The following is a 21893-nucleotide window of genomic DNA, read 5'->3' as shown; positions in this document are numbered from 1 at the left end:
TTTTCCGCTTGCGCCCCAGGCCCCGTCAGGACTCCGATGCCGCAGGCCGCAGACCCAGCCTGGCAGCCAGGCGCGCCAGGTTGGCCCGGTCCACGCCCAGCTCGCGCGCGGCCGCCGACCAGTTGTCGCCATGGCGGCGCAGGGCGGCGGCGATCAGGCTGCGCTGGTAGTCCTCGACCGCCTGCTTCAGCGGCTGCGCCGACACGCGGGCGGCGGCGGCCGGATCATCGTGCGCGCGAGCGGGCTGCGCCGCATGCCTTTCCTCCAGCCCAAGGTCCGCCACTGTCAGCGTCAGGATGGCCGGGCGCTTGGCCTGCCGGGACAGCGCCTTCAACGCGCTGCGACTGATCAGGTGCTCCAGTTCGCGGACGTTGCCCGGCCAGTCGTAGGCCAGCAGGGCCGCCTGCGCCTCGGCGGACAGGCGCAGGTTGCGCAGTCCCAGGCGCGAGCGGTTCTCGTCCAGGAAAGCGCCGCTGAGCAGCAGCACGTCGCGGCCCCGTTCGCGCAGGGGCGGCACCCGCAGCGGGTAGACGCTCAGGCGGTGGTAGAGGTCGGCGCGGAAGCGTCCCTTGCGGACCTCCTCGGCCAGGTCCCGGTTGGTGGCCGCGATCAGCCGCACGTCCACATGATGCTCGCGGTCCGAGCCCAGGCGCTGCAACTGGCCGCTTTGCAGCACCCGCAGCAGCTTGGCCTGCACCGGCAGCGGCAGCTCGCCCACTTCGTCCAGCAGCAGGGTGCCGCCATCGGCGAGTTCGAACTTGCCGCGCCGGTCGCCCACCGCGCCCGAGAACGCGCCCTTGACGTGGCCGAACAGCTCGCTCTCCACCAGGGCCTCGGGCAGCGCCGCGCAATTGATGCTGACGAGCGGCCGGGCCGCGCGCGGCGAAGCCGCATGCAGCGCCTGCGCCACCAACTCCTTGCCGACGCCGGTCTCGCCCGTCACCAGCACGGTCAGGTCGCTGGCGCCCACCGCACGGACTTCGTCCAGCAGGCGCCGGATGACGGCGCTGTGCCCGAGCAGCGGACGCGGCGCGGCTTCCGCCGCCGCGGCGCGGTAGATTTCCGCGCGTTGGTGTTCGTCGCTGGCGCGCGAGGCCAGTTGCTGCAACCGGTCGGCCACGCTGACCGTGGCGGCGGCCAGGCTGGCGAACGCCTGCAAGGCGTCCAGGTCGTGCGCCGAGAAACGCCCGGCCTCCAGCGCGTCCAGCGTCAGCAGGCCCCAGGGGCGCTCGCCCACCCGCAGCACACAGCCCAGGCAGTCGTGCACTTCCAATTGCTCGCCTTCCATCCCTTCGACCAGTCCGTCGTAGGGATCGGGCAGGCGGCTGCCGGCCGGGAAGCGCGTCGGGCCGTCGGACTGGAGCAGCAACTGGAAACGGGGATGTTCGTCCACCTTGAAACGGCGGCCCAGCGTGTCGCTACTCAGGCCATCGACCGCCAGCGGCACCAGCCATTCGCCGTCCAGCCGCAGCAGGGCTGCTGCATCGCAAGGAACCAAGGTGCGCACGGCTTCCAGCAGACGCCGGTAACGCTCCCCTTCGGCAAGGTCGCGCGCCAGGTCATCCACCAATGGAACAAGGGCATGCAGCAGGGCATTTGCAGTCATTCTGACTAACAATAGGTCATAAAGACACATGAAAATTATAGGTCAATATGACTCGCCCCCGCGAAAAATGGCGCAGTGCCGCGAGAATCGGCCTGGCATGCATCTTGAAAGAGGGAAGCGAAGGCCGCCCCCTTTCCGGCCGGCCGCTCTTGCAGGAGATACCATGCTGTCCGCTCAACAACGAGCCATCATCAAGGCCACTGTCCCGCTGCTGGAAACCGGCGGCGAAACCCTGACCACCCATTTCTACCGCCTGATGCTGGCCGAGTACCCGGAGGTCCGGCCCCTGTTCAACCAGGCCCACCAGGCCAGCGGCGACCAACCGCGCGCGCTGGCCAACGGCGTGCTGGCCTATGCGCGCCACATCGACGACCTTACGCCCCTGGGCGGGCTGGTCGGCCGCATCGTGAACAAGCACGTCGGGCTGCAGATCCTGCCCGAACACTATCCCATCGTCGGCACCTGCCTGCTGCGCGCCATCCGCGAAGTGCTCGGCCCCGACGTCGCCACCGACGAAGTCATCGAGGCCTGGGGTGCCGCCTACCAGCAACTGGCCACGCTGCTGATCGGCGCCGAGGAACAGTGCTACGCCACGCAGGAGAACGCAGCCGGCGGCTGGCGCGGCGCGCGCACCTTCCGCGTCGCCCGCAAGGAACAGGAAAGCGCTGAGATCACCTCGTTCTACCTGGTGCCCGCCGATGGCGGCGCCCTGCTGGACTTCCAGCCCGGCCAGTACATCGGCCTGAAGCTGGTCGTCGACGGCGAGGAAGTGCGCCGCAACTACTCGCTGTCCGCGCCGCCCAACGGCCGCGAGTACCGCATCAGCGTCAAGCGCCAAGGCGACGGCGTGGTTTCCAACCATCTGCACGACAAGATCGGCGAAGGCGACACACTGGAACTCTTCCCGCCCTCGGGCAACTTCACGCTGCAGGCCAGCGACAAGCCGCTGGTGCTGATCAGCGGCGGCGTCGGCATCACGCCCACCCTGGCCATGCTGCAGGCCGCCCTGGGCAGCTCGCGCGCCATCCACTTCATCCACTGCGCCCGCAACCAGGCGGTCCACGCCTTCCGCGACTACGTGGACGCCGCGGCCGGCAAGTTTCCGCAGCTCAAGCGCTTCTATTGCTACGACGAGGCCGGCGAGACGGCGCAGCGCCCCGATGCGGTCGGCCTGCTGACCAAGGAGCAACTGGCGCAATGGCTGCCGCAGGACCGCGATGTCGACGTCTACTTCCTGGGCCCCAAGCCCTTCATGCGCAACGTGCGGCGCTACCTGAAGGAGTTGGGCGTGCCGGAAGCGCAGACACGCTACGAGTTCTTCGGGCCGGAGGCGATGGCGTAAAGCGCGCCGCTACGCAAAGAAGCGCTTCATCTCCAGCCCGCGGATGATCTGCGCGGTCGCCTCCGCCAGCGGAGGCAGCGGGCCGCTGGCGGGCGTGGCCAGGGTCAGGTTGTTCATGATGACCGGCTCGACGATGGACGAGAAGGCCAGGAAGTCCTGGCCCGCCATGTCGCTCAGCGCCGAGCGCGGGATGATGGTGAACATGCCTTCCTCGGCCATGGTCTCGAGGATGGTGTGCACCACGTCCACCTCGGCCACGACGTCCAGCGTCACGTTCAATTCGCGGCAGGTGCGGTCCACCAGCGCACGGATGGTGTTGGGCGCGCTGGGCAGCACCAGCGGATAGCGGCCCAGGTCGCGCGCGCGCACGCGCGGCGGGGGCACCGGTCGGCAGGCCTTGCCATAGGCCAGCACCAGATCCTCGCGGTAGATGGACTCGAACCGCAGCAGGGACGAGGACGGCGGATCGTACAGCAGCGCCAGGTCCACCCTGCCCTTGACCAGCCATTCGTTCATCTCGGAACTCAGGCCCTCGGCCAGCGTCAGCGCGGCGTCGGGGTGCAGGCGGCGGAACGACTGCACGATGTGTGGCGCCATGCGGCGCGCCACGCGATGCGGCATGCCCAGCCGCACCTTGTCCTGGGCGGCGGCGCGAAAGGCGCGCATGTCCTGGCGCGCGTGCTGGGCCATGGCATCGAGCGTCTTGGCGTGCTCCAGGAACCGCAGGCCGGCCTCGGTGGGTTCGACGCCCCGGCCGGTGCGCGCCAGCAGATGATGGCGCAGTTCGGCTTCGAGCAACTGGATCTGCCGGCTGAGCGAGGGCTGCGAGACGCCCAGCACCTCGCCCGCGCGGGAAAGGCTGCGCATTTCGCAGACGACGATGAAGTAGCGGATTTGCCGAAGGTCCATGGACGCAATGGTATACGTTTTTCCTATATCAGAAGTCAGGCTGGGCGCATTGCTCGGCTCCGAGGGCTTGCGCATGATGCGGGGCTGACGTTCACCGCTATCCCGCCATGCCCGACTGCGCTCCTCCCCTGGCCGAGATCACGCCTGCCGCCGAGTCCCTGCCGAAGCACGCCTGCGACACCCACTTCCACGTCTTCGGTCCCGCCGACGTCTTCCCCTACGCGGACGACCGCCCCTACACGCCGCCCGACGCGCCCTTCGAACGGCTGCGCGACCTGCATCGGCGGCTGGGATTCGAGCGTGGCGTCATCGTGCATCCGGGCTGCCACGGCTACGACCTGTCGGTCACGCTCGACGCGCTGGATCGCGGCGCGGGCCAATACCGGGCCGTGGCGCTGCTGGATCCGCAAGCCGACGAGGCGCGCATCGCCGAACTCGACCGGCGCGGGGTGCGCGGCGTGCGCTTCAATTTCGTGGCCCACCTGGCCAACGCCGGCTGGGACGAACTGGCGCAGGTCGTGCCGCGCATCGCGCCCTTCGGCTGGCATGTCTGCATCCATTCGGACCAGGCCTCGCTCGAAGGCCTGCTGCCCAGGCTGAGAACCTTGCCCGTTCCGTTCGTGATCGACCACATGGGCCGCGTGGCCGCCGCCGAAGGCACGCAGGGGGCGGCCTTCCGCGCCTTGCTCGCGCTGCGCGACCACCCTCGCGCCTGGGTGAAGATTTCCGGGCTGGACCGCACGTCCAGCAGCGGCAAGCGGCCGTTCCAGGACGCCGAGCCGCTGGTGTCGGCGCTGCTGGAAGCCATGCCCGAGCGCCTGCTGTGGGGCACGGACTGGCCCCATCCGAACGTGCGCGGCGACATGCCCGACGATGGCGAACTGCTGAACACCTTCCTGCGGCTGTGCCCCAATGCCGCCACGCGCCGACGCATCCTGGCGGACAACCCCCACGAGTTGTTCCGGTTCGCGCAATGACACGGCGCGTGTTCCACTTCGCCCAGGACACCAGGAGACCTGACCATGCCTAGACTGAATCCCCCCGACGTCGAACAGATGTCCGAACACCAGCGCCGCGTCTACGACGCCATCGCGTCGGGCCCGCGCGGCAAGGTGCGCGGCCCGCTGGCGATCTGGCTGCACCGCCCCGGCCTGGCCGAGCACGCCCAGGCCCTGGGCCAGTATTGCCGCTACGACTCCAGCCTGCCCCCGCGCCTGTCCGAACTGGCCATCCTGACCATGGCCGCGCTGTGGCGGGCCCCCTTCGAATGGTGGGCGCACCACCCCATCGCGCTGAAGGCGGGCCTGGACGCCGACGTGGCCGAGCAGATCCGCGCGGGAACCACGCCCGTGTTCACCCAGCGCGACGAATCGGTCGTCTACCGTTTCGTGCGCGAGCTGGTGGAAACGCGGCAGGTCCCGGACGCGCTCTACCAGGAAGCCGTCGAAGTGCTGGGCCAGGACGGTGTCGTGGACCTGGTCGGCATGGCCGGCTACTACACGCTGATCTCGATGACGCTGAGCGTCTTCGAGATTCCCACGCCCGACGGCAGCACCGTCGAGTTCGGGCGCTGATTCATTTCCAACCATCATCAGATACGAGAGACACACCATGACTGGCCGCCTGCAAGGCAAGATAGCGATCGTCACCGGCGCGGGCAGCGTCGGCCCCGGCTGGGGCAACGGCCGCGCCATCGCCTACCGTTTCGCGCAGGAAGGCGCGCGCGTGTTCGCGGTGGACCGCGACCCCGCCGCCATGGAGGAAACCGTGGCCCGCGTGCGCGAGATCGGCGGCGAGATCGCCATCTGGCGCTGCGACGTCACCTCGTCGGACGAGGTGCGCGACATGGTGCGCGCCTGCGTCGACACCTGGGGCGGCGTGGACATCCTGGTCAACAACGTGGGCGGCTCGCGCAAGGGCGGCCCCGTGGACCTGGACGAAGCGGCATGGGACGCGCAGATCGACTTCAACCTGAAAAGCGTCTACCTGGGTTGCCGCCACGTGCTGCCGCTGATGGTGGAACAAGGCGGCGGCGCCATCGTCAACATCGCATCGACTTCCGGCACGCGCTGGACCGGCTCGGCCCAGGTCGGCTACGCCAGCGCCAAGGCAGGCGTCATCCAGCTGTCGCGCGTCGTGGCGCTGGAGTATGCGAAGAAGAACATCCGCTGCAACACCGTCATTCCGGGCCAGATGCATACGCCGATGGTGGAGGTCCGGCTGGCCGGGCAACGCGCGGGAGGCGACGTGGAAAAACTGCTGGCGCAACGGCAGTCGCGCATCCCGCTGCCCTTCATGGGCGATGGCCTGGACACCGCCAACGCCGCGCTGTTCCTGGCTTCCAGCGAAGCCCGCTTCATCACCGCCACCGAGATCGTGGTCGACGGAGGCATGAGTGCGCGCTGCGACTGACGCCCCCGTGCGCTATCCCGATCCGGCCGTCATCGCGCTGGATCCGCGCTTCGAGAAACTGGTGCTGCCGCTGGCGGCCGTCGAACGCCTGGCCACGGGATGCCGCTGGGCCGAAGGGCCGGTGTGGTTCGGCGACGCCCGCTACCTGCTGTGGAGCGACGTGCCCAACGATCGCATCATGCGCTGGGACGAGATCACGGGCCAGACGCACGTGTGGCGGCCGGTGTCCGGCCACGCGAACGGCAACACGCGCGACCGCCAGGGACGGCTGGTCACCTGCGAGCACCAGGGGCGGCGCGTGACCCGCACCGAACACGACGGCCGCATCACCGTGCTGGCCGACCGCTACCAGGGCAAGCGGCTGAACTCGCCCAACGACGTCGTCGTGAAATCCGACGGCTCGATCTGGTTCACCGATCCGCCTTTCGGCATCGTCGGCTACTACCAGGGCGAAAAGGCCGAGCAGGAAATCCCCGCGGCCATCTATCGCATCGACCCGCACAGCGGCGCGGTCGATATGGTCTGCGACACGGTCAACGGACCGAACGGCCTGGCCTTCTCGCCGGATGAGAAACAGCTGTACGTGATCGAATCGCGTGCCCGGCCCCGCAACATCCTGGTGTTCGACGTCTCGGACGACGGCCGCCGGCTGGGGCCGCAACGCGTGCTGTTCGACGCCGCCGACGGCACGCCCGACGGCTTTCGCGTGGACGTGGAAGGCAACCTCTGGTGCGGCTGGGGCATGGGCACGCCCGAGCTCGACGGGGTCCGCGTCTACTCGCCGCGGGGGGAACTCCTGGGCCGCATCGCCCTGCCCGAGCGCTGCGCGAATCTCTGTTTTGGCGGCAAGCATCGCAACCGCCTGTTCATGGCTTCCAGCACGTCGATCTACTCGTTGTTCGTCAACACCCAGGGCGCCCTCGGCGGCTGAACGCCCGCGTCCTGCTTCCCAAAACGATAAAGGAGAACACCATGTTCCATCCGACCCGTTTCCACGCCCTTGCGCCGCTGGCCGCGGCGCTTCTCGGCCTGGCCGCCTTCGGCGCGCAGGCCCAGTCCGTCACCAGCATCGTCGTCGCCTTCCCGCCCGGCGGACCCGCCGATTCGCTGGCGCGCGTCGTCGCCACCCAGCTCGAGAAAGAACTCAAGCAGACCGTCGTCATCGAGAACAAGCCCGGCGGCAACGGCGCCATCGCCGCCAGCCAGGTGGCCCGCGCGCGGCCCGACGGCCAGACGCTGTTCCTGAGCTCGGTGGGCGCGATCTCGATCAACCCCGCCCTGTACCCCAAGCTGATCTACGATCCTGCCAAGGATTTCGCGCCGGTTTCGCTGCTGGTTTCCACGCCCGAAGTGCTGATCGTCGGCCCCAACCATCCCAGCAAGACCGCCAAGGATTTCGTCGCGCGCGCCAAGACGCAGAAGGGCGTCACGATGGCCTCCTCCGGCGTGGGCAGCATGCCGCACATGGCCATCGTGCAGTTGAAGCTGTCGACCAAGGCCAACATCCTGCACGTGCCCTACAAGGGCGCCGCGCCCGCCATTACCGACACCATAGGGGGACAGGTCGACGGCTTCATCGGCGACATCTCCGGCCTGATGTCGAACATCAAGGCGGGCAAGGCCAAGGCGCTCGCCATCGCCGCGCCCAAGCGCTCGCCCCTGCTTCCCGACGTCCCCACCTTCGACGAACTGGGCGTGCCCAACGTCTACGCCAACAACTGGTACGGCCTGTATGCGCCCAAGGGCACGCCGGCCGACAAGGTGGCCGAATTGAACGCCGCGGTCCGCAAGGTCCTGGCTTCGCCCGAGCTGAAGGCCTACGCCGAGTCGAGCGGCGTCGAACTGTCGCCCACCACGCCCAGGGAATTCGACGAACTGGGCCGCAAGGATGCCAAGAAGTGGGGTGACCTGATCCGCGCGGAAGGGATCAAGGCCGACGAGTAAGCCCGCCGCTTGCCGGCGGACCGGCGCCCACGTATCGTTGCTCCGCACCCGCACAAGGAGACGTGGGATGGAGATACGGACGACATGGCGCATGCTGGCCTGGGCCGGCTGCCTGGCCGCCGGCGCGGCCGCCGCCGAACCGCAGGCGATCGAAACGGAACTGGGCCCGGACGCGCGCGCCGTCCGGGTCGTCGGCCAGCCCGGGGAATCCCCCGCCGAACTGCGCGCCCGCCTCGACCGGCGCCTGGACGACCTGTGCCAGGGACGGGTCTATGCCGTGGCCTACCAAGAAGGGCAAACCGTCCGGCGGTGGCATGCGGCGGGCGGCTCGACCATGATGGCCACCCCCGAAGCCGTCGTTCCCTATGCCGATGCGCAGGCGGTGTGCGAACGGCAGCGGGACTGATGCCGGCGCGCGACATGGCGGGCCCGGGACGCACGCTGCAAACCCTGTATCCTGGACAGACGGCGGCGGGAAGGCTGCCGGCATTGCTGACGAGCTAGCCCATTCATGCCCAAGGACCGCCCCCTCCCTTTCGCGCCGCCCCGCCGCCAGGCCGCCGCGCCGCGCAACTCGCTGCTGTGGATCTTCGAGCCGCTGGAACGGGACGCGGGCTATTCCAGCAAGCGCATGTTCGGCTGCATCGCCGCCTACCTGGACGACCTGCTGTGCCTCGTGGTGGCGGACCGCGGCGATCCCTGGAGCGGCCTGCTGGTCTGCACGTCCAAGGACCGCCACGCCGCGCTGATCGACGACGAGCCCGCGCTGCGTCCCCACGCGGTGCTGGGCAAGTGGCTGTACCTGCCGCAGGACCACGCGGAGTTCGAAACCGTCGCGGCCAGGCTGGCGGAACTCGCACGGGAACGCGACCCGCGCCTGGGCGTCGCGCCCCGGCCACGAGCCCGGCGAGCCAGGCTGGATGCCGCGGGCTGACCGCGGTGGCCGCGTGGACGGCCCTTAGCGTGCGGGGCGTTCCTGTGCGCCGACCTCGCTCCGCTCGCGCGGCAGGCAGACCAGCACCAGCAGCGAACACGCCCCGGCGCAGATGAAGGCAAGGCCGTAGCCCCCGCCGGCCGAGACGAATATCGCGAACAGCGTGGGCGCCACCATGTTGGTCAGGTTGACCAGGATGCTGGACCCCGCGGCGGTTTCCGAAATCATGTGCGGCGGCGAGCGGCGCGCCACTTCCGCGATCTGCACGCCGTTCCAGCTCGCGGCCGAGCATCCCGCGACGAAGGCCAGCACGATGGCCGCCCACAGCGGCCAGGCCGGACTGGTGAGCCCCAGCAGCACCGTGGTCACCGCCGACAGCACGGCCGCGATCGACAGCACCGCGGTGGCCGACCGCAGATAGTCGGACAGCCAGCCCAGCGCGATACGGCCGATCACGCCCCCCGCCTGCATCACCGCGAACACCATGCCGGCCCGCCCCAGGGAATAACCCAGCCCATCGACCAGATAGACCACGGTGAACGTGAACCAGCAGCTCTGGGACACGGCGAACAGGCTGCCCACGACGGAGATCTTCAGCAGGCCGCGGTTGTGCATCAGCGATGCCAGGGGCACGCCCAGGGTACGCAGCGACCGCCACGTCGGCATCGGAAAGGCGCGCCCCGTCCGCTCGGGGACCTCGTCCAGCCCCGCGCTCAGCCGCCAGGTCAGCACAATGGGCAGCAACACGACCACCGCACAGGCCAACAGGGCGATGCGCCAGCCCGCCAGCGCCACCACGGCAGGCACGAGCAGCCCCGCCATCACGCCGCCCAGCGGCACGCCGGCCTGCTTGATCGAGAACATCAAGTTGCGCTTGCCCGGCGGGGAGAATCTTTGCAGGACCTCGCTGCCGGCCGGGTTGGCGGCGCCATTGCTCAGGCCCATGGCAAAGCACGCGGCCAGCGCCACGCCCAGGCTGGGATACAGCAGGAACGCCAGGCAAACCGCCCCCAGCGACAACGTCAGTTGCAGGGTGCGCATGCCGCCGACCTGCTTGAGCAGCGCGGAGCCCGCGAGCAGGATGGCCAGTCCGCCCATCGAGTTGCTGGCGGTCAGATAACCGATGGAACTGCCGCTCCAGCCGAACTCCGCGGACATGGCCGGCGCGATGATGGGAATGAGGCGGGTCAGGAACGACGAAATGGTCTGTAGAATGCAAATGGCCACTACTGGCATCAGCCAGGCCGGTGCGGTGCGTGTCATCGAGTCTCTTGCGTCGCGCTTGTCGGGGATGCCAAGGGGGAAATGCGGCGTCCCGCCCGGTGATCCGGGGTTTGCCCTTCATGATACCGCCAGGGATCCCGGCGGTCTGCCCGGATCGCGGCGGTTGCCCAATTGCGGCAAACAGTGCAACATGGCCCACCCGGGTCACGGGCTTTTTCGCCAGACCCATTTAGGAGCGAGCAGTTTGCCCAAGGAAGATTTGATCGAAATGCGTGGCGTGGTCAACGAGGTCCTGCCTGACTCACGGTTCCGGGTCACGCTGGAAAACGGCTTCGAAATCACCGCGTATTCCGGCGGAAAGATGCGTAAATTCAACATCCGCGTACTTGCGGGCGACGACGTCACGCTCGAGATGTCCCCCTACGACATGACCAAGGGCCGCATCACGTTCCGCCATATCGCGGGCCGCCCTGCCAACCCCGGCCCCAATCCCCGGAAAAAATGACGGCCACGGCCGTCCAAATGAAAACAGCTCCCTGGGGAGCTGTCGGCTTTCAGCCAGCCTGCTTGCGCAAGCTCAAAGCACCTTGATCTTGGTCGCCGCCGGGCCCTTGGCGCCCTGGCCGGCGATGAAGCTCACGCGCTGGTTCTCTTCCAGGGAGCGGTGGCCGCTGCCCTGGATTTCCGAAAAGTGCGCGAACAGATCCTTGCCTCCCGCGTCCGGCACGATGAAACCGAAGCCCTTCTCGGAGTTGAACCACTTGACGATGCCTGTTTGTTCCATGTCATTTCCTTGGTGATAAAAAAAACGGATTTCCCGTCAACTCACGACACTCAAGGAAGAAATTGGAACGACGAAGACCGCTATCGTGGACTTTGACTGAACTGGATTACGACTCTTGAAGGTCGTGGCTGGCGGACTATGGACCGGATAGCGCTAGATGTCAAATCGGCCTTGTCAGGACGCTGTCCTATCCGGGGAAATGACAAGGCACTGGTGCCGGTGAAAGGAATCGAACCCTCGACCTTCTCATTACAAGTGAGCTGCTCTACCAACTGAGCTACACCGGCAGAAGGCGGGATTGTAATGGAAATCGATGTCCGTCACGCCGGGGCGGCCGCCGCGACACGCGCCGGGTCGCTGGACCAGGCGCTCCACGAGCCCGCGTACAGCGCCGCCTTCACTCCCAGATCCTGCACGGCGGCGATCCAGTACGCGGCCGCCACGCCCGATCCGCAATAGGCCACCACCGGCCGCTCGTCGTCGTCGAACAGGCCGAGCTTGCGCGCCAGGGCCTCGCGCTGGGCGAAAGGCAGCAGGCGGCCGTTCGCATCCTGCCAGATGCCGGCGGGACTGCTGACCGCGCCCGGCAAGTGGGACGGCTGCCTGCCGTCGCCGGCATAGGCCGCCGCGGTACGTGCATCGAACAGGCGATATGCCGGGAGATCCGCGGCGATGACGTCCGTATCGATGGAAGGCAGTTCAGGCGCGGCAGCCGGCGCGGCAAGCGGCGCCGCGCCTGCGCCTCGGGCGGCCCATGCCCCCAGGCGGCCATCCAGGATGCGGACGCGAGGCAGGCCGGCCCAGGTCAGCACCCACCATGCGCGCGCGGCAGCCGAGCCATTGGCGGCGTCATAGACGACGATGTCGCCGTCCGGGTCCAGGCCGGCCTCGGCCGTCCAGCGACGGACCGCTTCGGGCGCGGGCAGCGGCAGGCGGCCGCGGGCGGGATCGCCAGGCTCGGCGTAGTGCGTCGGCAGCGCGGTCTCGATGGAACCCGGCACCGGCTCGGCCGGCGGCGGGCCCGCATCGGGGGCGACGTAGACCACGGCCACGTTTCCCGAGGCCAGGGCCGCCGCCAGGGTTTCAGCGGAGATGAAGGGGGAAAGCGTATCGGAAGCGGGAAGAACGGTGCTCATGGGGATTCCTTGTGAAGGATCAGCGTTTGGCTTGCAGAAGGTCCCGGCCGGCCGACGGCGGCATCGCGAGCGTCATGGCCGCACTGGCCAGGGCGACGGCGCCCAGGACGAGGTAGACCCAGGAATAGGCGGCATCGCCCGTGCCGGCCGCGGCCCCGCCCTGGAGCAGCAGCGCGGCCGCGGCCACGCCCATGGCCACGGTCAGGTTCTGGATGGCCAGGAAGAAGCTGGTGGCGGCGGCCAGCCGGGGCCGCGCCACGTCGGCATAGGCCAGCGTGCCGTAGGCGTTCATCTGCAACGAGCGCGCCCAGCCAAAGCCGAACAGCGTGGCCGCGTACACGACCATGGCCTCGCGCGGCGGCACCCATCCCGCCGCCGCCAGGCAGCCGGCCGCCAGCGCGCCATGCAGGAACAACCCCTTGCGGTATCCGGTCCGGCGCAGGATCTTGCCGCTGAAGAACTTCATCGCGAAGCCTCCCACGGCCGGGACCAGCACGAACAGCCCCGCCTCGAGCGGGCTGTAGCCGTCGCGCTGCTGCAAGGTCACGGGCAGCAGGAAGGGCACGCCACCCACGGCGATGCGAAACACCGAACCGCCCGCCATCGCGTCACGAAAGCTGCGCAATGTCAGCAGATCCAAGGCCAGCACGGGTTCGGCCGTGCGCCGCGCATGCCGCACATAGGCTGCCACCAGCAGTGCGCCGGCCGCCAGCGCCGCCACGGCCGGCCCGGTCCGGACCCGGGCCTCAGCCAGCGCCATCAGTCCCCACATCAGGCAGGCGAAGCCGATGCCGCTCAGCAGCGTGCCGCGCAGGTCGAAAGCGCCCTGGCCCCGGCCTTCGGTGGCGGGCAGGAAGCGCCGGACCAGCCATAGCGCGCCCAGGCACAGCGGCACGTTGATCCAGAAGATCCAGCGCCATCCCACATAGGTCGTCAGGAGGCCGCCCAGGAACGGGCCGACCATCGGCGCGATCATGGCCAGCAGGATCACCAGCGCCATCGCCTCGACCAGTTCGTGCTTGGCGGCGGTGCGCAGCACGATCAGCCGGCCCACCGGCGCCATCAGGGCGCCCGCCATGCCCTGCACGAAGCGCAGCACGATCAGGACGAGGGCGTTGGGCGCGAAGCCGCAGGCGATGGAGCTGGCCAGGAACAGCCAGATCGCGCCGGCGAACACCCGCTTGTCGCCGTGACGTTCTGCCAGCCTGCCGCTCAGCGGAATCAGGATGGTCAGCCCCAGCAGGTAGGCGGTAATGGTGGCGCTGAGCGTGACCGTGTCCGAGTTCAGGTCCGCCGCCATCGCGGGCAGCGCCGAGGCCACGCTGGTCGCGTCGAGCTGTTCGACGAAGAAAATGGACGAGACGATCCATGCGGTGCGCCGGGTCTGCGGCGACAGGCGCTCGGGCGGCGCGGCCGCCGCGGTGGCTGCTGGAGGCATCAGGCCGCCCGGCGCACACCGGCCGTGCCGGCATCCGCTTCAATTTCCGCCTCGCCGGCGATCAGTGTCCGCAGCGCCTGCCGGACCACCTGCCGCTGGGCCGGCGTTTCCCATTGCGCGCGCGGGAACTCGCCCACCACCCGCCCGGGCCGGTCGAAGACCAGCACGCGGTCGGCCATGGACAACGCCTCGTCCAGCGAATGCGTGATCTGCAGGACGGTCTGGCCACGCGCCTTCGCGATGCGCTGGAAGTCGCCGCGCAACGCGGCGGCGGTCACCTCGTCCAGCGCGCCGAAGGCCTCGTCGGCGATCATGACCTCGGGCTGGGTGATCAGCGCCCGCGCCAGCGCCACCCGCTGGCGCATGCCGCCCGACAGTTGCTGGGGATAGGCCTGTTCGTGGCCGGCCAGGCCGACCTTGTGCAGCAGTTCGACGGCCTGCGCCTCGGTGCCGGACGAGCGGGCGCGCAGGATCTCCAGCGGCACCAGCACGTTGTCGAGCGCCGAGCGCCAAGGCAGCAGGCGATCGGTCTGGAAGACGCAGCCTATCCGGCCGCGCAGGCGGTTGAAGTCGCGCAGGGGATCGACGCCCAGCACTCGCACCCGGCCGGCCGAAGCTTCCGCCAGGCCCAGGATCAGGTTGACCGCCGTCGATTTGCCGCAGCCGGTGCGGCCGACGATGCAGACGTGTTCGCCGGCGGACACGGAAAAACTCAGGTCGGCGATGGCCGGCGCGCGGCCCTTGCCGAACCGCTTCTCGACCTGGGTGAATGCAATGGCGTCAGGCATGGCTGCGTACTCCGTCATGGCCGCGATACGACAGGAAGCGGCGTTCGAGGCCGCTCAGCACCTGATTGCTCAGGATGACGAAGGCCACCAGCACGGCCGTCCAGACGATGGTCTGGTCCATGCGGAACATCTCCTGCGACACGCGCAACTGGTGGCCGATGCCGGTGATGCCGCCCAGCAGCTCGGCCATGATGGTGACGCGGGTGGCATTGCCGATGTTGATCCGCCACACCGTCAGCAGCGACGGCAGGACCGCCGGCCACCACAGGATGCGCGCCCGCTGCCAGGGCGTGGGCCGCATGGATTGCACGAGGTCCACCCAGTCGCGCGGGATGCCGCGCAGGGCGTCGCGGGCCTGGTAGAAGAACGCGGGCAGCGCCGAGGTGACTACCACGAAGGCGATGCGCGCCTCGGCATCGCGGAACCAGAGGATGGCGAAGATGACCCAGCACAGGGACGGAATGCCCTGCTTGAGCTCGACCAGCGGCACCAGGAAGCGCTCGACGTGGACGTTGCCGGCCACGGCCGCGCCCAGCAGGGACGACACCAGGAACGATGCCAGCAGGTACGCCCAGATACGTCCGTAGGTGATGGCGATGGCGGACCAGCCTTCGGGCGAGGCCAGCAGATCGCCGCCGGTGGCCGCTATCTGTGCCAGCGAGGGGAAGAACATGGGGGTCGAACGATGCGACGCCCATTCCCACGCCCCCAGCATCAAGGCAATGGCCAGCGCGCCTTCCCACGGCACGGCCGGCCAGGCGGCCGGCCGCGCGCCGCGCCTGCGTGCCGCTACGCGAGGGTCCGCCAGGCTACTCATTCCTTCCTTCCACGTCGAAGGCGGACACCAGCGAATCGAGTTCCGCGTCGGTCAGCGGGCGCGGCAACTGGCCCCCTTCGGGCAACAGCTTCTGGGTCAGCAGTGCCACGGTCTTGATGTGGCGGCGCAGGGGCTCGATGCGGGTCAGGTCGCGATAACGTTCCAGCACGCCTTGCAATGCGTCCACCTCGACCTGCGCGTCCTTGGACACCAGACGGGCGGCCTCGGCCGGTTTTTGCCGGATGAACGCCGCCGCTTCGCGGTTGGCCGCGTAGAACTTGCGGATCAGCGCCTGGTTGGGCGCCTGGGCGATCCATGGCGACGCCACGCCCAGCGTGATGGACGGCACGAAATCCGTGCCCGAGGCCTTTTGCCAGACGGCCTTGTCGAACACCGGCAGCGCATGCAACGCCCCCTTGCCCTGCGCGACCGCGGCGGCGCCCTCGGTGGGATTGACCAGCAGGGCGTCGATGCGCCCCAGTTGCAGCTCGGCCAGTCCCGCGGCGCCGCGCGCGCTCGAGGACTTGATCGTGACCTTGCCCAGGTCCACGCCCCGGGCCTGCAGGAACCACTTCGACAGCGCCCAGCTTCCCGTGATGGTGTCGGTCTGCACCACCTTGCCCTGGAGCTGCTTGATGTCCGTGATCGCGGGATCGCGGATGACGATGTCCGACTCGAAATTGAAGATGTTCCACAGCAACGTGAAATCGGCGCCCTGCTGCTTGAAGCGGCTGACCGCGGCGATCGCGGCGCAGAAGCAGACCGGATCCCGGCCCGTGGCGAAATCGGTATAGGCCACGTTGGAAGGCTTGGGCGTGACGGTCAGTTCGAACCCGTGCTTGCGGTCCAGCCCCAGCTTCTGGATCAGCACCGGTATCCATATGCTTTGCGAAGGCGGCGAGAACACCGTGACCGCCAGCCTAGGCAGCGGCTCGGCCGCCTGGGCGAAGGATACCGTGGCGTTCACCGCCAGCCCCACGGCCAGCGCGGTGCCGACCTTGCGGAACAGCTCTTTCAGGTTTTTCATGACTATCAGTCCAGCACCGCGCGATGCAGCACGCGGTCTTGTCCCGCGTAGTTGAAGATGCCCCGATGCTGGACGATACGGTTATCCCAGATCAGCGCGGCGCCGGTCTCCCAGCGGTACTCGGTGCAGACTTCGGGCGACTTGATGAACTCGAACACGATGCCCAGCAGATGGTCGCTGACCAGCCGAGGCACGCCCAGCACCCGCTGCGCATAGAGTTCGCAGGCGAAAAGCTGGCGCGCGCCGGTTTCCGGATGCACCCGCACCAGCGGCACCTCCAGCGGTGGCGTGTCGAGCCGCGCCTGGGCCAGCCGCTCCGGATCGCCGTAGGACATGGACACCAGCCCCATCTGGTCGGCGTTGTGCAGGATGGTCAACGTGTCCAGATAGGCCGCGAAGCGTGGATCGAGCAGTTGGTAGGCCGCCGTGGCGTTCGAGAACAGCGTCCCGCCGCCGTGCCGGGGCGCCTGCACGGCGTACAGGGCCGTGAACTTCTGCGGACGCTCGCGATAGGCCTGGTCGATGTGCCAGATATAGTTGGTGCGCGTCTTCTTGCGCGCCGAATCGATGGCGTTGGCCTCGCCGCCCACGCGCGGCGCCTGGGGGTTGCCGGCGAACCGGGGCGAGCCGAACAAGGCGGCGAACGGCTCGAAGTCGCCGGCCGCGACCGATCCCGGCTCGAACGACAGGAAGCCGTACTCCAGCAGGGCGCGGTAAAGGAAGGCCTGGACTTCGTCCGGTGTCCGGACCTCGGGCTGGAAGCGGAACCCCTGGACCAGTCCCCCCACGATGGGGGAATACGGCTGGATGCGGATTTCGCCCAGGCGCGCCTCGTCGTAGCGATACAGCTCGGGGGCGAGGATGCGGGGTTGGTGCAGCTCGGTGTCCGCGGGCCGATGCAGCGGTTTGAGCAATGCGTTCATCGTCATTCGTCTCGCGAAAGAGAGCCAGAATAACGACGGCCGCCGCGGCCGCTAACGAATGTTTCCGAGTTTCGTTATGCGTCGCGTGAAAGCGCGGGCGGGGCAGTTGCCCCGCCGGCTCGGAGAGGACTTACTTGATGACGGTCAGCTTCGGCCGGCCACGATCGGGGCCGCCCGAGGGCGCGGGATCCGTATCGTCCGGCCCTTCGTCGGACGGGGCCGGAGGCGTCTCGCCCGCCGGTACGGCGGACAGTTGCGGACGGCTGCCCGACACGTTCTCCTGGGGCTCGGCGGCAGCGGCGTCGTCGACGACCGGACTGTCGGGCGCGGCGCCCGTGCCTGCGGGCGGTCCCGCCTCGAAGGCCATGCCATGTCCGGTCTCGCGGGCGTAGATGGCCGTGACCGCATCCACCGGGACGGAAATCTGGCGCGCCACGCCGCCAAAGCGCGCCTGGAACTCGATGAACTCGTTGCCCAGTTGCAGCTTGTGGGTGGCCAGCCTGCCGACGTTCAGGACGATCTCGCCGTTCTTGACGTGCTCGCGGGGCACCACTACCCGCTCGTCGACGGTCACCGCCAGGTGCGGCGTGTAGCCGTTGTCGGTGCACCACTCGTGCAGCGCGCGGATCAGGTAAGGCTTGGTGGAGATTTCGCTCATGGTTGCATCCCTCGCGCGGCATGCCGCGGCTCGCGCACGGCCCGGACAGCAAGGGCCGCCGCGCGGGGCCGGCGGATGATCCGTGCGCTGCGCATCAGCGGCGCATGACCTTTTCGGACGGCGTCAGCGCCTCGATGTACGCCGGCCGCGAGAAGATGCGCTCGGCATACTTCTGCAGGGGGGCGGCGTTCTTCGGCAGCTCGATGCCATAGTGGTCCAGGCGCCAGAGCAGCGGCGCGATCGCCACGTCCAGCATCGAGAACTCTTCGCCAAGCATAAACTTGTTTTTCAGGAAGATCGGCGCGAGCTGCGAAAGCCGGTCGCGGATCTGCTGGCGCGCCTGTTCGAGCGCCTTCTCGTCGGCGCGGCTTTCCCGGGCTTCCAGCGTGCCGACGTGCACGAACAGTTCTTTCTCGAAGTTGAACAGGAACAGCCGCGCGCGAGCGCGCATCACCGGATCGGCGGGCATCAGCTGCGGATGCGGGAAGCGCTCGTCGATGTACTCGTTGATGATGTTCGACTCGTACAGCACCAGATCGCGCTCGACCAGGATGGGCACCTGGCCGTACGGGTTCATGACGGCGATGTCCTCGGGCTTGTTGTAGAGGTCGACGTCGCGGATTTCGAAATCCATGCCCTTTTCGAACAACACGAAACGGCAGCGTTGGGAAAACGGACACGTGGTTCCGGAGTAAAGCACCATCATGGCGGGGCCTCCGAGAGGGGATGTAAAAACGTTAAAGGGCCAGTCATCCAAGAGGATGCTGGCCCCGGACAGGTAGTTCGAGAACTACTTGACGTCCTTCCAGTACACGGCGTTCAGGCGCCAGGTGATGACCGTGAAGAAAGCCAGGAAAATCAGCACCCACACCCCCAGCCGCACGCGATGCTGCTGCACGGGCTCGGCCATCCACGACATGAACGCGACCAGATCGGCCACGTCGTTGTCGTACGCTTGCACCCGGGCCGCATCCTTGGCCGTGAAACGCGTTTCCATCGTTTCGTGGCCATGGTAGTCGGCAACCGGCTCATGCTTGACGGTGGCAGCGCCATTCACGTCGTAGGTCGTCGTGACACGCTCCCAGCCGTGCTCGCCTTCGCCCCGGTGCATGGCGACGGTGGTGAGTTCGCGCGGACCCTGGCGTTCCCACAGGACATGAGGCATGCCCACGTTGGGAAAGACCAGGTTGTTCCAGCCCGTGGGCCGGGTATCGTCGCGGTAGAACGTACGCAGGTAGGTGTAGAGGTAATCGGCGCCCGACGGTCCCGCGTTGACGGATTTCGCCCGGGCAATGACCGACAGGTCGGGAGGCGCGGCGCCGAACCATTCCTTCGCCTCTTTGGCGCTCATGGCAACGGTCATCATGTCGCCGACTTTGCCGTCCGTGAACAGGAGGTTGTCCTTGATCTGTTCGTCGGTCAGGCCGATGTCCTTGAGCCGATTGTACCGCATCGACGAGGCGGCATGACAGTTCAGGCAATAGTTGACGAACAGTTTGGCCCCGTTTTGCAGGGCCGGCAGGTCGTTCAGGCGCGAGGGCGCCTTCTCGAGGTGATACCCGCCTTCGGCTGCCTGCACCCCAGTGCAGGCAAGCATCAGAATCAGTAGACCGAGCAGCTTCTTCATCGTGATATCCGTTAGTCTGTCGGGCCGGCGCAACCGCCGCCGGCCCGGTGAACATCCTCAGTGGGCGGAGAAAGTGACACGTTCGGGCACAGGCTTGAACGTGCCGAGCCGGCTCCAGAACGGCATCAACAGGAAGAAGCCGAGGTAGAGGACCGTGCCGATCTGCGAGATGAGGTTGAAGACGTCGTTGGGCGGCTGCGTGCCCAGGTAGCCCAGCACCAGGAAGTTGACGATGAAGATGCCGTAGATCCACTTGTGCCAACCGGGACGGTAGCGGATGGACTTCACGGGCGAATGATCGAGCCAGGGCAGGAAGAACAGGATGACCACCGCGCCGCCCATCGTCAGCACGCCCCAGAACTTGGCGTCCCAGACGCGCAGCAGGACGGCGATGGCCAGCAGCACCACGACGATGGCGATCTTGGCGACGCCGCTGACGCGGCTCTTGAGCAGGAACCACACCGCCGCCGCGACCGCGGCGAACGCCAGCACCCAGGTGAAGTCGTCGGTGCAGGCACGCAGCATCGAGTAGAACGGCGTGAAGTACCAGACCGGCGCGATGTGCGGCGGGGTCTTGAGCGGATCGGCCGGGATGAAGTTGTTGTACTCGAGGAAGTAGCCGCCCATCTCCGGCGCGAAGAAGACGATCGCGCTGAAGATCATCAGGAAGATCGCCACACCGAACAGGTCGTGCACGGAGTAGTAGGGATGGAACGGGATGCCGTCGAGCGGAACGCCGTTGGCGTCCTTCTTGGCCTTGATCTCGACGCCGTCGGGGTTGTTGGAGCCGACTTCGTGCAGCGCGATGACGTGCGCCACGACCAGGCCCAGCAGCACCAGGGGCACGGCGATGACGTGGAACGAGAAGAAGCGGTTCAGGGTCGCGTCGGAGACGACGTAGTCGCCGCGGATCAGGATCGCCAGGTCAGGACCGACGAACGGGATGGCCGAGAACAGGTTCACGATCACCTGGGCGCCCCAGTAGGACATCTGGCCCCAGGGCAGCAGGTAGCCCATGAAGGCCTCGGCCATCAGGCACAGGAAGATCGCCACGCCGAAGATCCAGACCAGCTCGCGCGGCTTGCGGTACGAGCCGTAGAACAGCCCGCGCAGCATGTGCAGGTACACCACGACGAAGAACATCGAGGCGCCGGTGGAGTGCATGTACCGGACGAGCCAGCCCCACGGCACTTCCCGCATGATGTATTCGACCGACTGGAACGCGCGTTCGGCGTCGGGCTTGTAGTGCATGACCAGGAAAATCCCGGTCACGATCTGGATGACCAGCACCAGGAGCGCCAGCGAGCCGAAGAAATACCAGAAATTGAAGTTCTTCGGTGCGTAGTACTCGGACAGGTGCGCTTTCCAGGTCGAGGTGAGCGGAAAGCGGGCGTCGATCCAGCCCAGAAGGCCAGTGGTCTCGACATTCTTCTCGCCAGCCATGGCTGCTGCTCCTTTTGCTCGGCGGGTTCGGCGCTGCGCTGCTTGGTGCCGCAACGCCGACGTGTTTCTATGGCTACGTTTGACAGGAGGACGCGGTTATCGCCTCCCCCGCTGCGAATGACTGACGCTCAGGCCTTGTTGTTCTTGTCGACACCGACCACGATCTTGGTATCGGACACGAACTCGTAGGGAGGAATCGTCAGGTTGTCGGGCGACGGCTTGTTCTTGTACACCCGTCCGGCCATGTCGAAGGTCGACCCATGGCAGGGGCACAGGAAGCCGCCGTGCCAATCGGCCGGCAGGTTGGGCTGGGGCCCGGTGGCGAACCGGGCGGTGGGCGAGCACCCGAGGTGCGGGCAGATGCCGACGGCGACGAGGTACTCGGGCTTGATCGAGCGGTACTCGTTGCGCGCGTACTCGGGCGTGATTTCGTTCGGGTTGCGCTCGGAGTTGGGGTCGGCGAGCTGGGCGTCGACTTCCTTCAGCGTGGCAAGCTGCTCGGGCGTCCGGCGGATGATCCAGACCGGCTTGCCGCGCCACTCGACGGTGCGCATTTCACCGGGCTGCATGTCTCCAATTTCGACTTCCACCGGAGCACCCGCCGCCTTCGCCCGTTCGGACGGGGCGAACGTGCTGACGAAAGGAACGGCCACTCCTACGGCCGCGACTCCCCCGACAGCACAGGTGGTGCCGACCCAGAAACGGCGGTCGGCGTCTACCACTTTGTCCTGACTCATTGATTGACCCTCAAGATTACTTCTTCTCTTAGCACTTGAAAGCAGATTGGCGCTCTTGGCGGACCGGCGCCTTATAGTAACCTTCGAGTATAACGCAATGCCTACAGGGCCCGACAGACTTCGTAGCACATTCGCCATCGCACT

24 protein-coding genes and 1 tRNA gene are annotated in these 21893 nt (G+C 67.7%); 9 read left to right on the top strand and 16 right to left on the bottom strand.

What is annotated here, in order from left to right:
* Positions 1–25: 25 nt before the first annotated feature.
* Positions 26–1606 (bottom strand): nitric oxide reductase transcriptional regulator NorR, encoded by a 1581-nt coding sequence (norR, locus tag N5K27_RS09145; RefSeq protein ID WP_279815874.1) that lies wholly within the window; start codon positions 1604–1606, stop codon positions 26–28.
* A 163-nt stretch (positions 1607–1769) separates the two neighbouring features.
* Between norR and hmpA the strand changes: the two genes are divergently transcribed.
* Entirely contained in the window at positions 1770–2948 is a 1179-nt protein-coding gene (gene hmpA / locus N5K27_RS09140; RefSeq protein ID WP_087838573.1) for an NO-inducible flavohemoprotein, read from the top strand.
* A 9-nt stretch (positions 2949–2957) separates the two neighbouring features.
* On the opposite strand, the gene N5K27_RS09135 is transcribed toward hmpA, so the two are convergent.
* A complete protein-coding gene (locus tag N5K27_RS09135) occupies positions 2958–3857 on the bottom strand; it encodes a LysR family transcriptional regulator (RefSeq protein WP_087838574.1) in 900 nt (299 codons plus the stop codon).
* Positions 3858–3964: 107 nt separating this feature from the next.
* Here N5K27_RS09135 and N5K27_RS09130 point away from each other — a divergent pair, with 107 nt between their 5' ends.
* The 7 genes from N5K27_RS09130 to N5K27_RS09100 all read left to right on the top strand — a co-directional run bounded on the left by N5K27_RS09130 (position 3965) and on the right by N5K27_RS09100 (position 9147).
* Entirely contained in the window at positions 3965–4834 is an 870-nt protein-coding gene (locus N5K27_RS09130; RefSeq protein WP_279815871.1) for an amidohydrolase family protein, read from the top strand.
* 45 nt (positions 4835–4879) lie between these two features.
* Positions 4880–5431 carry a carboxymuconolactone decarboxylase family protein gene (locus tag N5K27_RS09125; protein WP_176400715.1) on the top strand — a complete coding sequence of 184 codons (552 nt, stop codon included), beginning with the start codon at positions 4880–4882 and terminating at the stop codon, positions 5429–5431.
* A 37-nt stretch (positions 5432–5468) separates the two neighbouring features.
* Complete coding sequence (locus N5K27_RS09120; RefSeq protein WP_087838577.1) at positions 5469–6269, top strand: SDR family NAD(P)-dependent oxidoreductase; 801 nt, start codon at positions 5469–5471, stop codon at positions 6267–6269.
* Entirely contained in the window at positions 6253–7200 is a 948-nt protein-coding gene (locus N5K27_RS09115; protein ID WP_132980605.1) for an SMP-30/gluconolactonase/LRE family protein, read from the top strand. Before N5K27_RS09120 ends, N5K27_RS09115 begins: the two co-directional genes overlap by 17 nt.
* Before the next feature lie 41 nt (positions 7201–7241).
* Entirely contained in the window at positions 7242–8213 is a 972-nt protein-coding gene (locus N5K27_RS09110; RefSeq protein WP_279815867.1) for a tripartite tricarboxylate transporter substrate binding protein, read from the top strand.
* A 67-nt stretch (positions 8214–8280) separates the two neighbouring features.
* Positions 8281–8619 carry a hypothetical protein gene (locus tag N5K27_RS09105; protein WP_087838580.1) on the top strand — a complete coding sequence of 113 codons (339 nt, stop codon included), beginning with the start codon at positions 8281–8283 and terminating at the stop codon, positions 8617–8619.
* Positions 8620–8724: 105 nt separating this feature from the next.
* Positions 8725–9147, top strand: coding sequence for a hypothetical protein (locus N5K27_RS09100; protein WP_279815866.1), 423 nt, complete (start codon positions 8725–8727; stop codon positions 9145–9147).
* A gap of 24 nt (positions 9148–9171) precedes the next feature.
* On the opposite strand, the gene N5K27_RS09095 is transcribed toward N5K27_RS09100, so the two are convergent.
* A complete protein-coding gene (locus tag N5K27_RS09095) occupies positions 9172–10410 on the bottom strand; it encodes an MFS transporter (RefSeq protein ID WP_087838582.1) in 1239 nt (412 codons plus the stop codon).
* A 205-nt stretch (positions 10411–10615) separates the two neighbouring features.
* Here N5K27_RS09095 and infA point away from each other — a divergent pair, with 205 nt between their 5' ends.
* Positions 10616–10876, top strand: a complete 261-nt coding sequence (infA, locus tag N5K27_RS09090) for a translation initiation factor IF-1 (RefSeq protein WP_087838583.1) — start codon at positions 10616–10618, stop codon at positions 10874–10876.
* A gap of 72 nt (positions 10877–10948) precedes the next feature.
* Here the strand turns inward: infA and N5K27_RS09085 are convergent, their stop codons facing one another.
* The 13 genes from N5K27_RS09085 to petA all read right to left on the bottom strand — a co-directional run bounded on the left by N5K27_RS09085 (position 10949) and on the right by petA (position 21749).
* Positions 10949–11155 carry a cold-shock protein gene (locus N5K27_RS09085; RefSeq protein ID WP_087838584.1) on the bottom strand — a complete coding sequence of 69 codons (207 nt, stop codon included), beginning with the start codon at positions 11153–11155 and terminating at the stop codon, positions 10949–10951.
* Between the two features lie 211 nt (positions 11156–11366).
* Positions 11367–11442 (bottom strand) — tRNA-Thr (locus N5K27_RS09080).
* Between the two features lie 33 nt (positions 11443–11475).
* Positions 11476–12291 carry a rhodanese-like domain-containing protein gene (locus tag N5K27_RS09075; RefSeq protein WP_279815862.1) on the bottom strand — a complete coding sequence of 272 codons (816 nt, stop codon included), beginning with the start codon at positions 12289–12291 and terminating at the stop codon, positions 11476–11478.
* 19 nt (positions 12292–12310) lie between these two features.
* Entirely contained in the window at positions 12311–13729 is a 1419-nt protein-coding gene (locus N5K27_RS09070) for an MFS transporter (RefSeq protein WP_087838586.1), read from the bottom strand.
* A complete protein-coding gene (locus N5K27_RS09065; protein WP_165963340.1) occupies positions 13729–14517 on the bottom strand; it encodes an ATP-binding cassette domain-containing protein in 789 nt (262 codons plus the stop codon). The genes N5K27_RS09070 and N5K27_RS09065 overlap by 1 nt, the downstream gene beginning before the upstream one ends.
* On the bottom strand, positions 14510–15334 hold the full coding sequence (locus tag N5K27_RS09060) for an ABC transporter permease subunit (RefSeq protein WP_087838588.1): 825 nt from the start codon (positions 15332–15334) through the stop codon (positions 14510–14512). Before N5K27_RS09060 ends, N5K27_RS09065 begins: the two co-directional genes overlap by 8 nt.
* Positions 15327–16361, bottom strand: a complete 1035-nt coding sequence (locus N5K27_RS09055) for an ABC transporter substrate-binding protein (RefSeq protein ID WP_087838589.1) — start codon at positions 16359–16361, stop codon at positions 15327–15329. The genes N5K27_RS09060 and N5K27_RS09055 overlap by 8 nt, the downstream gene beginning before the upstream one ends.
* Positions 16362–16366: 5 nt before the next feature.
* Complete coding sequence (locus N5K27_RS09050) at positions 16367–17284, bottom strand: TauD/TfdA family dioxygenase (RefSeq protein WP_165963339.1); 918 nt, start codon at positions 17282–17284, stop codon at positions 16367–16369.
* 130 nt (positions 17285–17414) lie between these two features.
* Positions 17415–17942: a ClpXP protease specificity-enhancing factor gene (locus N5K27_RS09045; protein WP_087838591.1), complete on the bottom strand. Its 528-nt coding sequence runs from the start codon at positions 17940–17942 to the stop codon at positions 17415–17417.
* 94 nt (positions 17943–18036) lie between these two features.
* Entirely contained in the window at positions 18037–18648 is a 612-nt protein-coding gene (locus N5K27_RS09040; protein WP_087838592.1) for a glutathione S-transferase N-terminal domain-containing protein, read from the bottom strand.
* 84 nt (positions 18649–18732) lie between these two features.
* Entirely contained in the window at positions 18733–19575 is an 843-nt protein-coding gene (locus N5K27_RS09035) for a cytochrome c1 (protein ID WP_176400721.1), read from the bottom strand.
* Positions 19576–19626: 51 nt separating this feature from the next.
* Positions 19627–21012: a cytochrome bc complex cytochrome b subunit gene (locus N5K27_RS09030; protein ID WP_087838594.1), complete on the bottom strand. Its 1386-nt coding sequence runs from the start codon at positions 21010–21012 to the stop codon at positions 19627–19629.
* Between the two features lie 128 nt (positions 21013–21140).
* The gene (gene petA / locus N5K27_RS09025) at positions 21141–21749 is read right to left on the bottom strand and encodes a ubiquinol-cytochrome c reductase iron-sulfur subunit (protein ID WP_087838595.1); all 609 of its coding nucleotides are present in this window, start codon (positions 21747–21749) and stop codon (positions 21141–21143) included.
* Positions 21750–21893: the final 144 nt, after the last annotated feature.

The organism is Pigmentiphaga sp. GD03639 (assembly GCF_029845405.1).
Lineage (GTDB): Bacteria > Pseudomonadota > Gammaproteobacteria > Burkholderiales > Burkholderiaceae_B > Pigmentiphaga > Pigmentiphaga daeguensis.
Note: the sequence above shows the minus strand (reverse complement) of the source record. Positions and strands in the feature narration are given on the sequence as shown.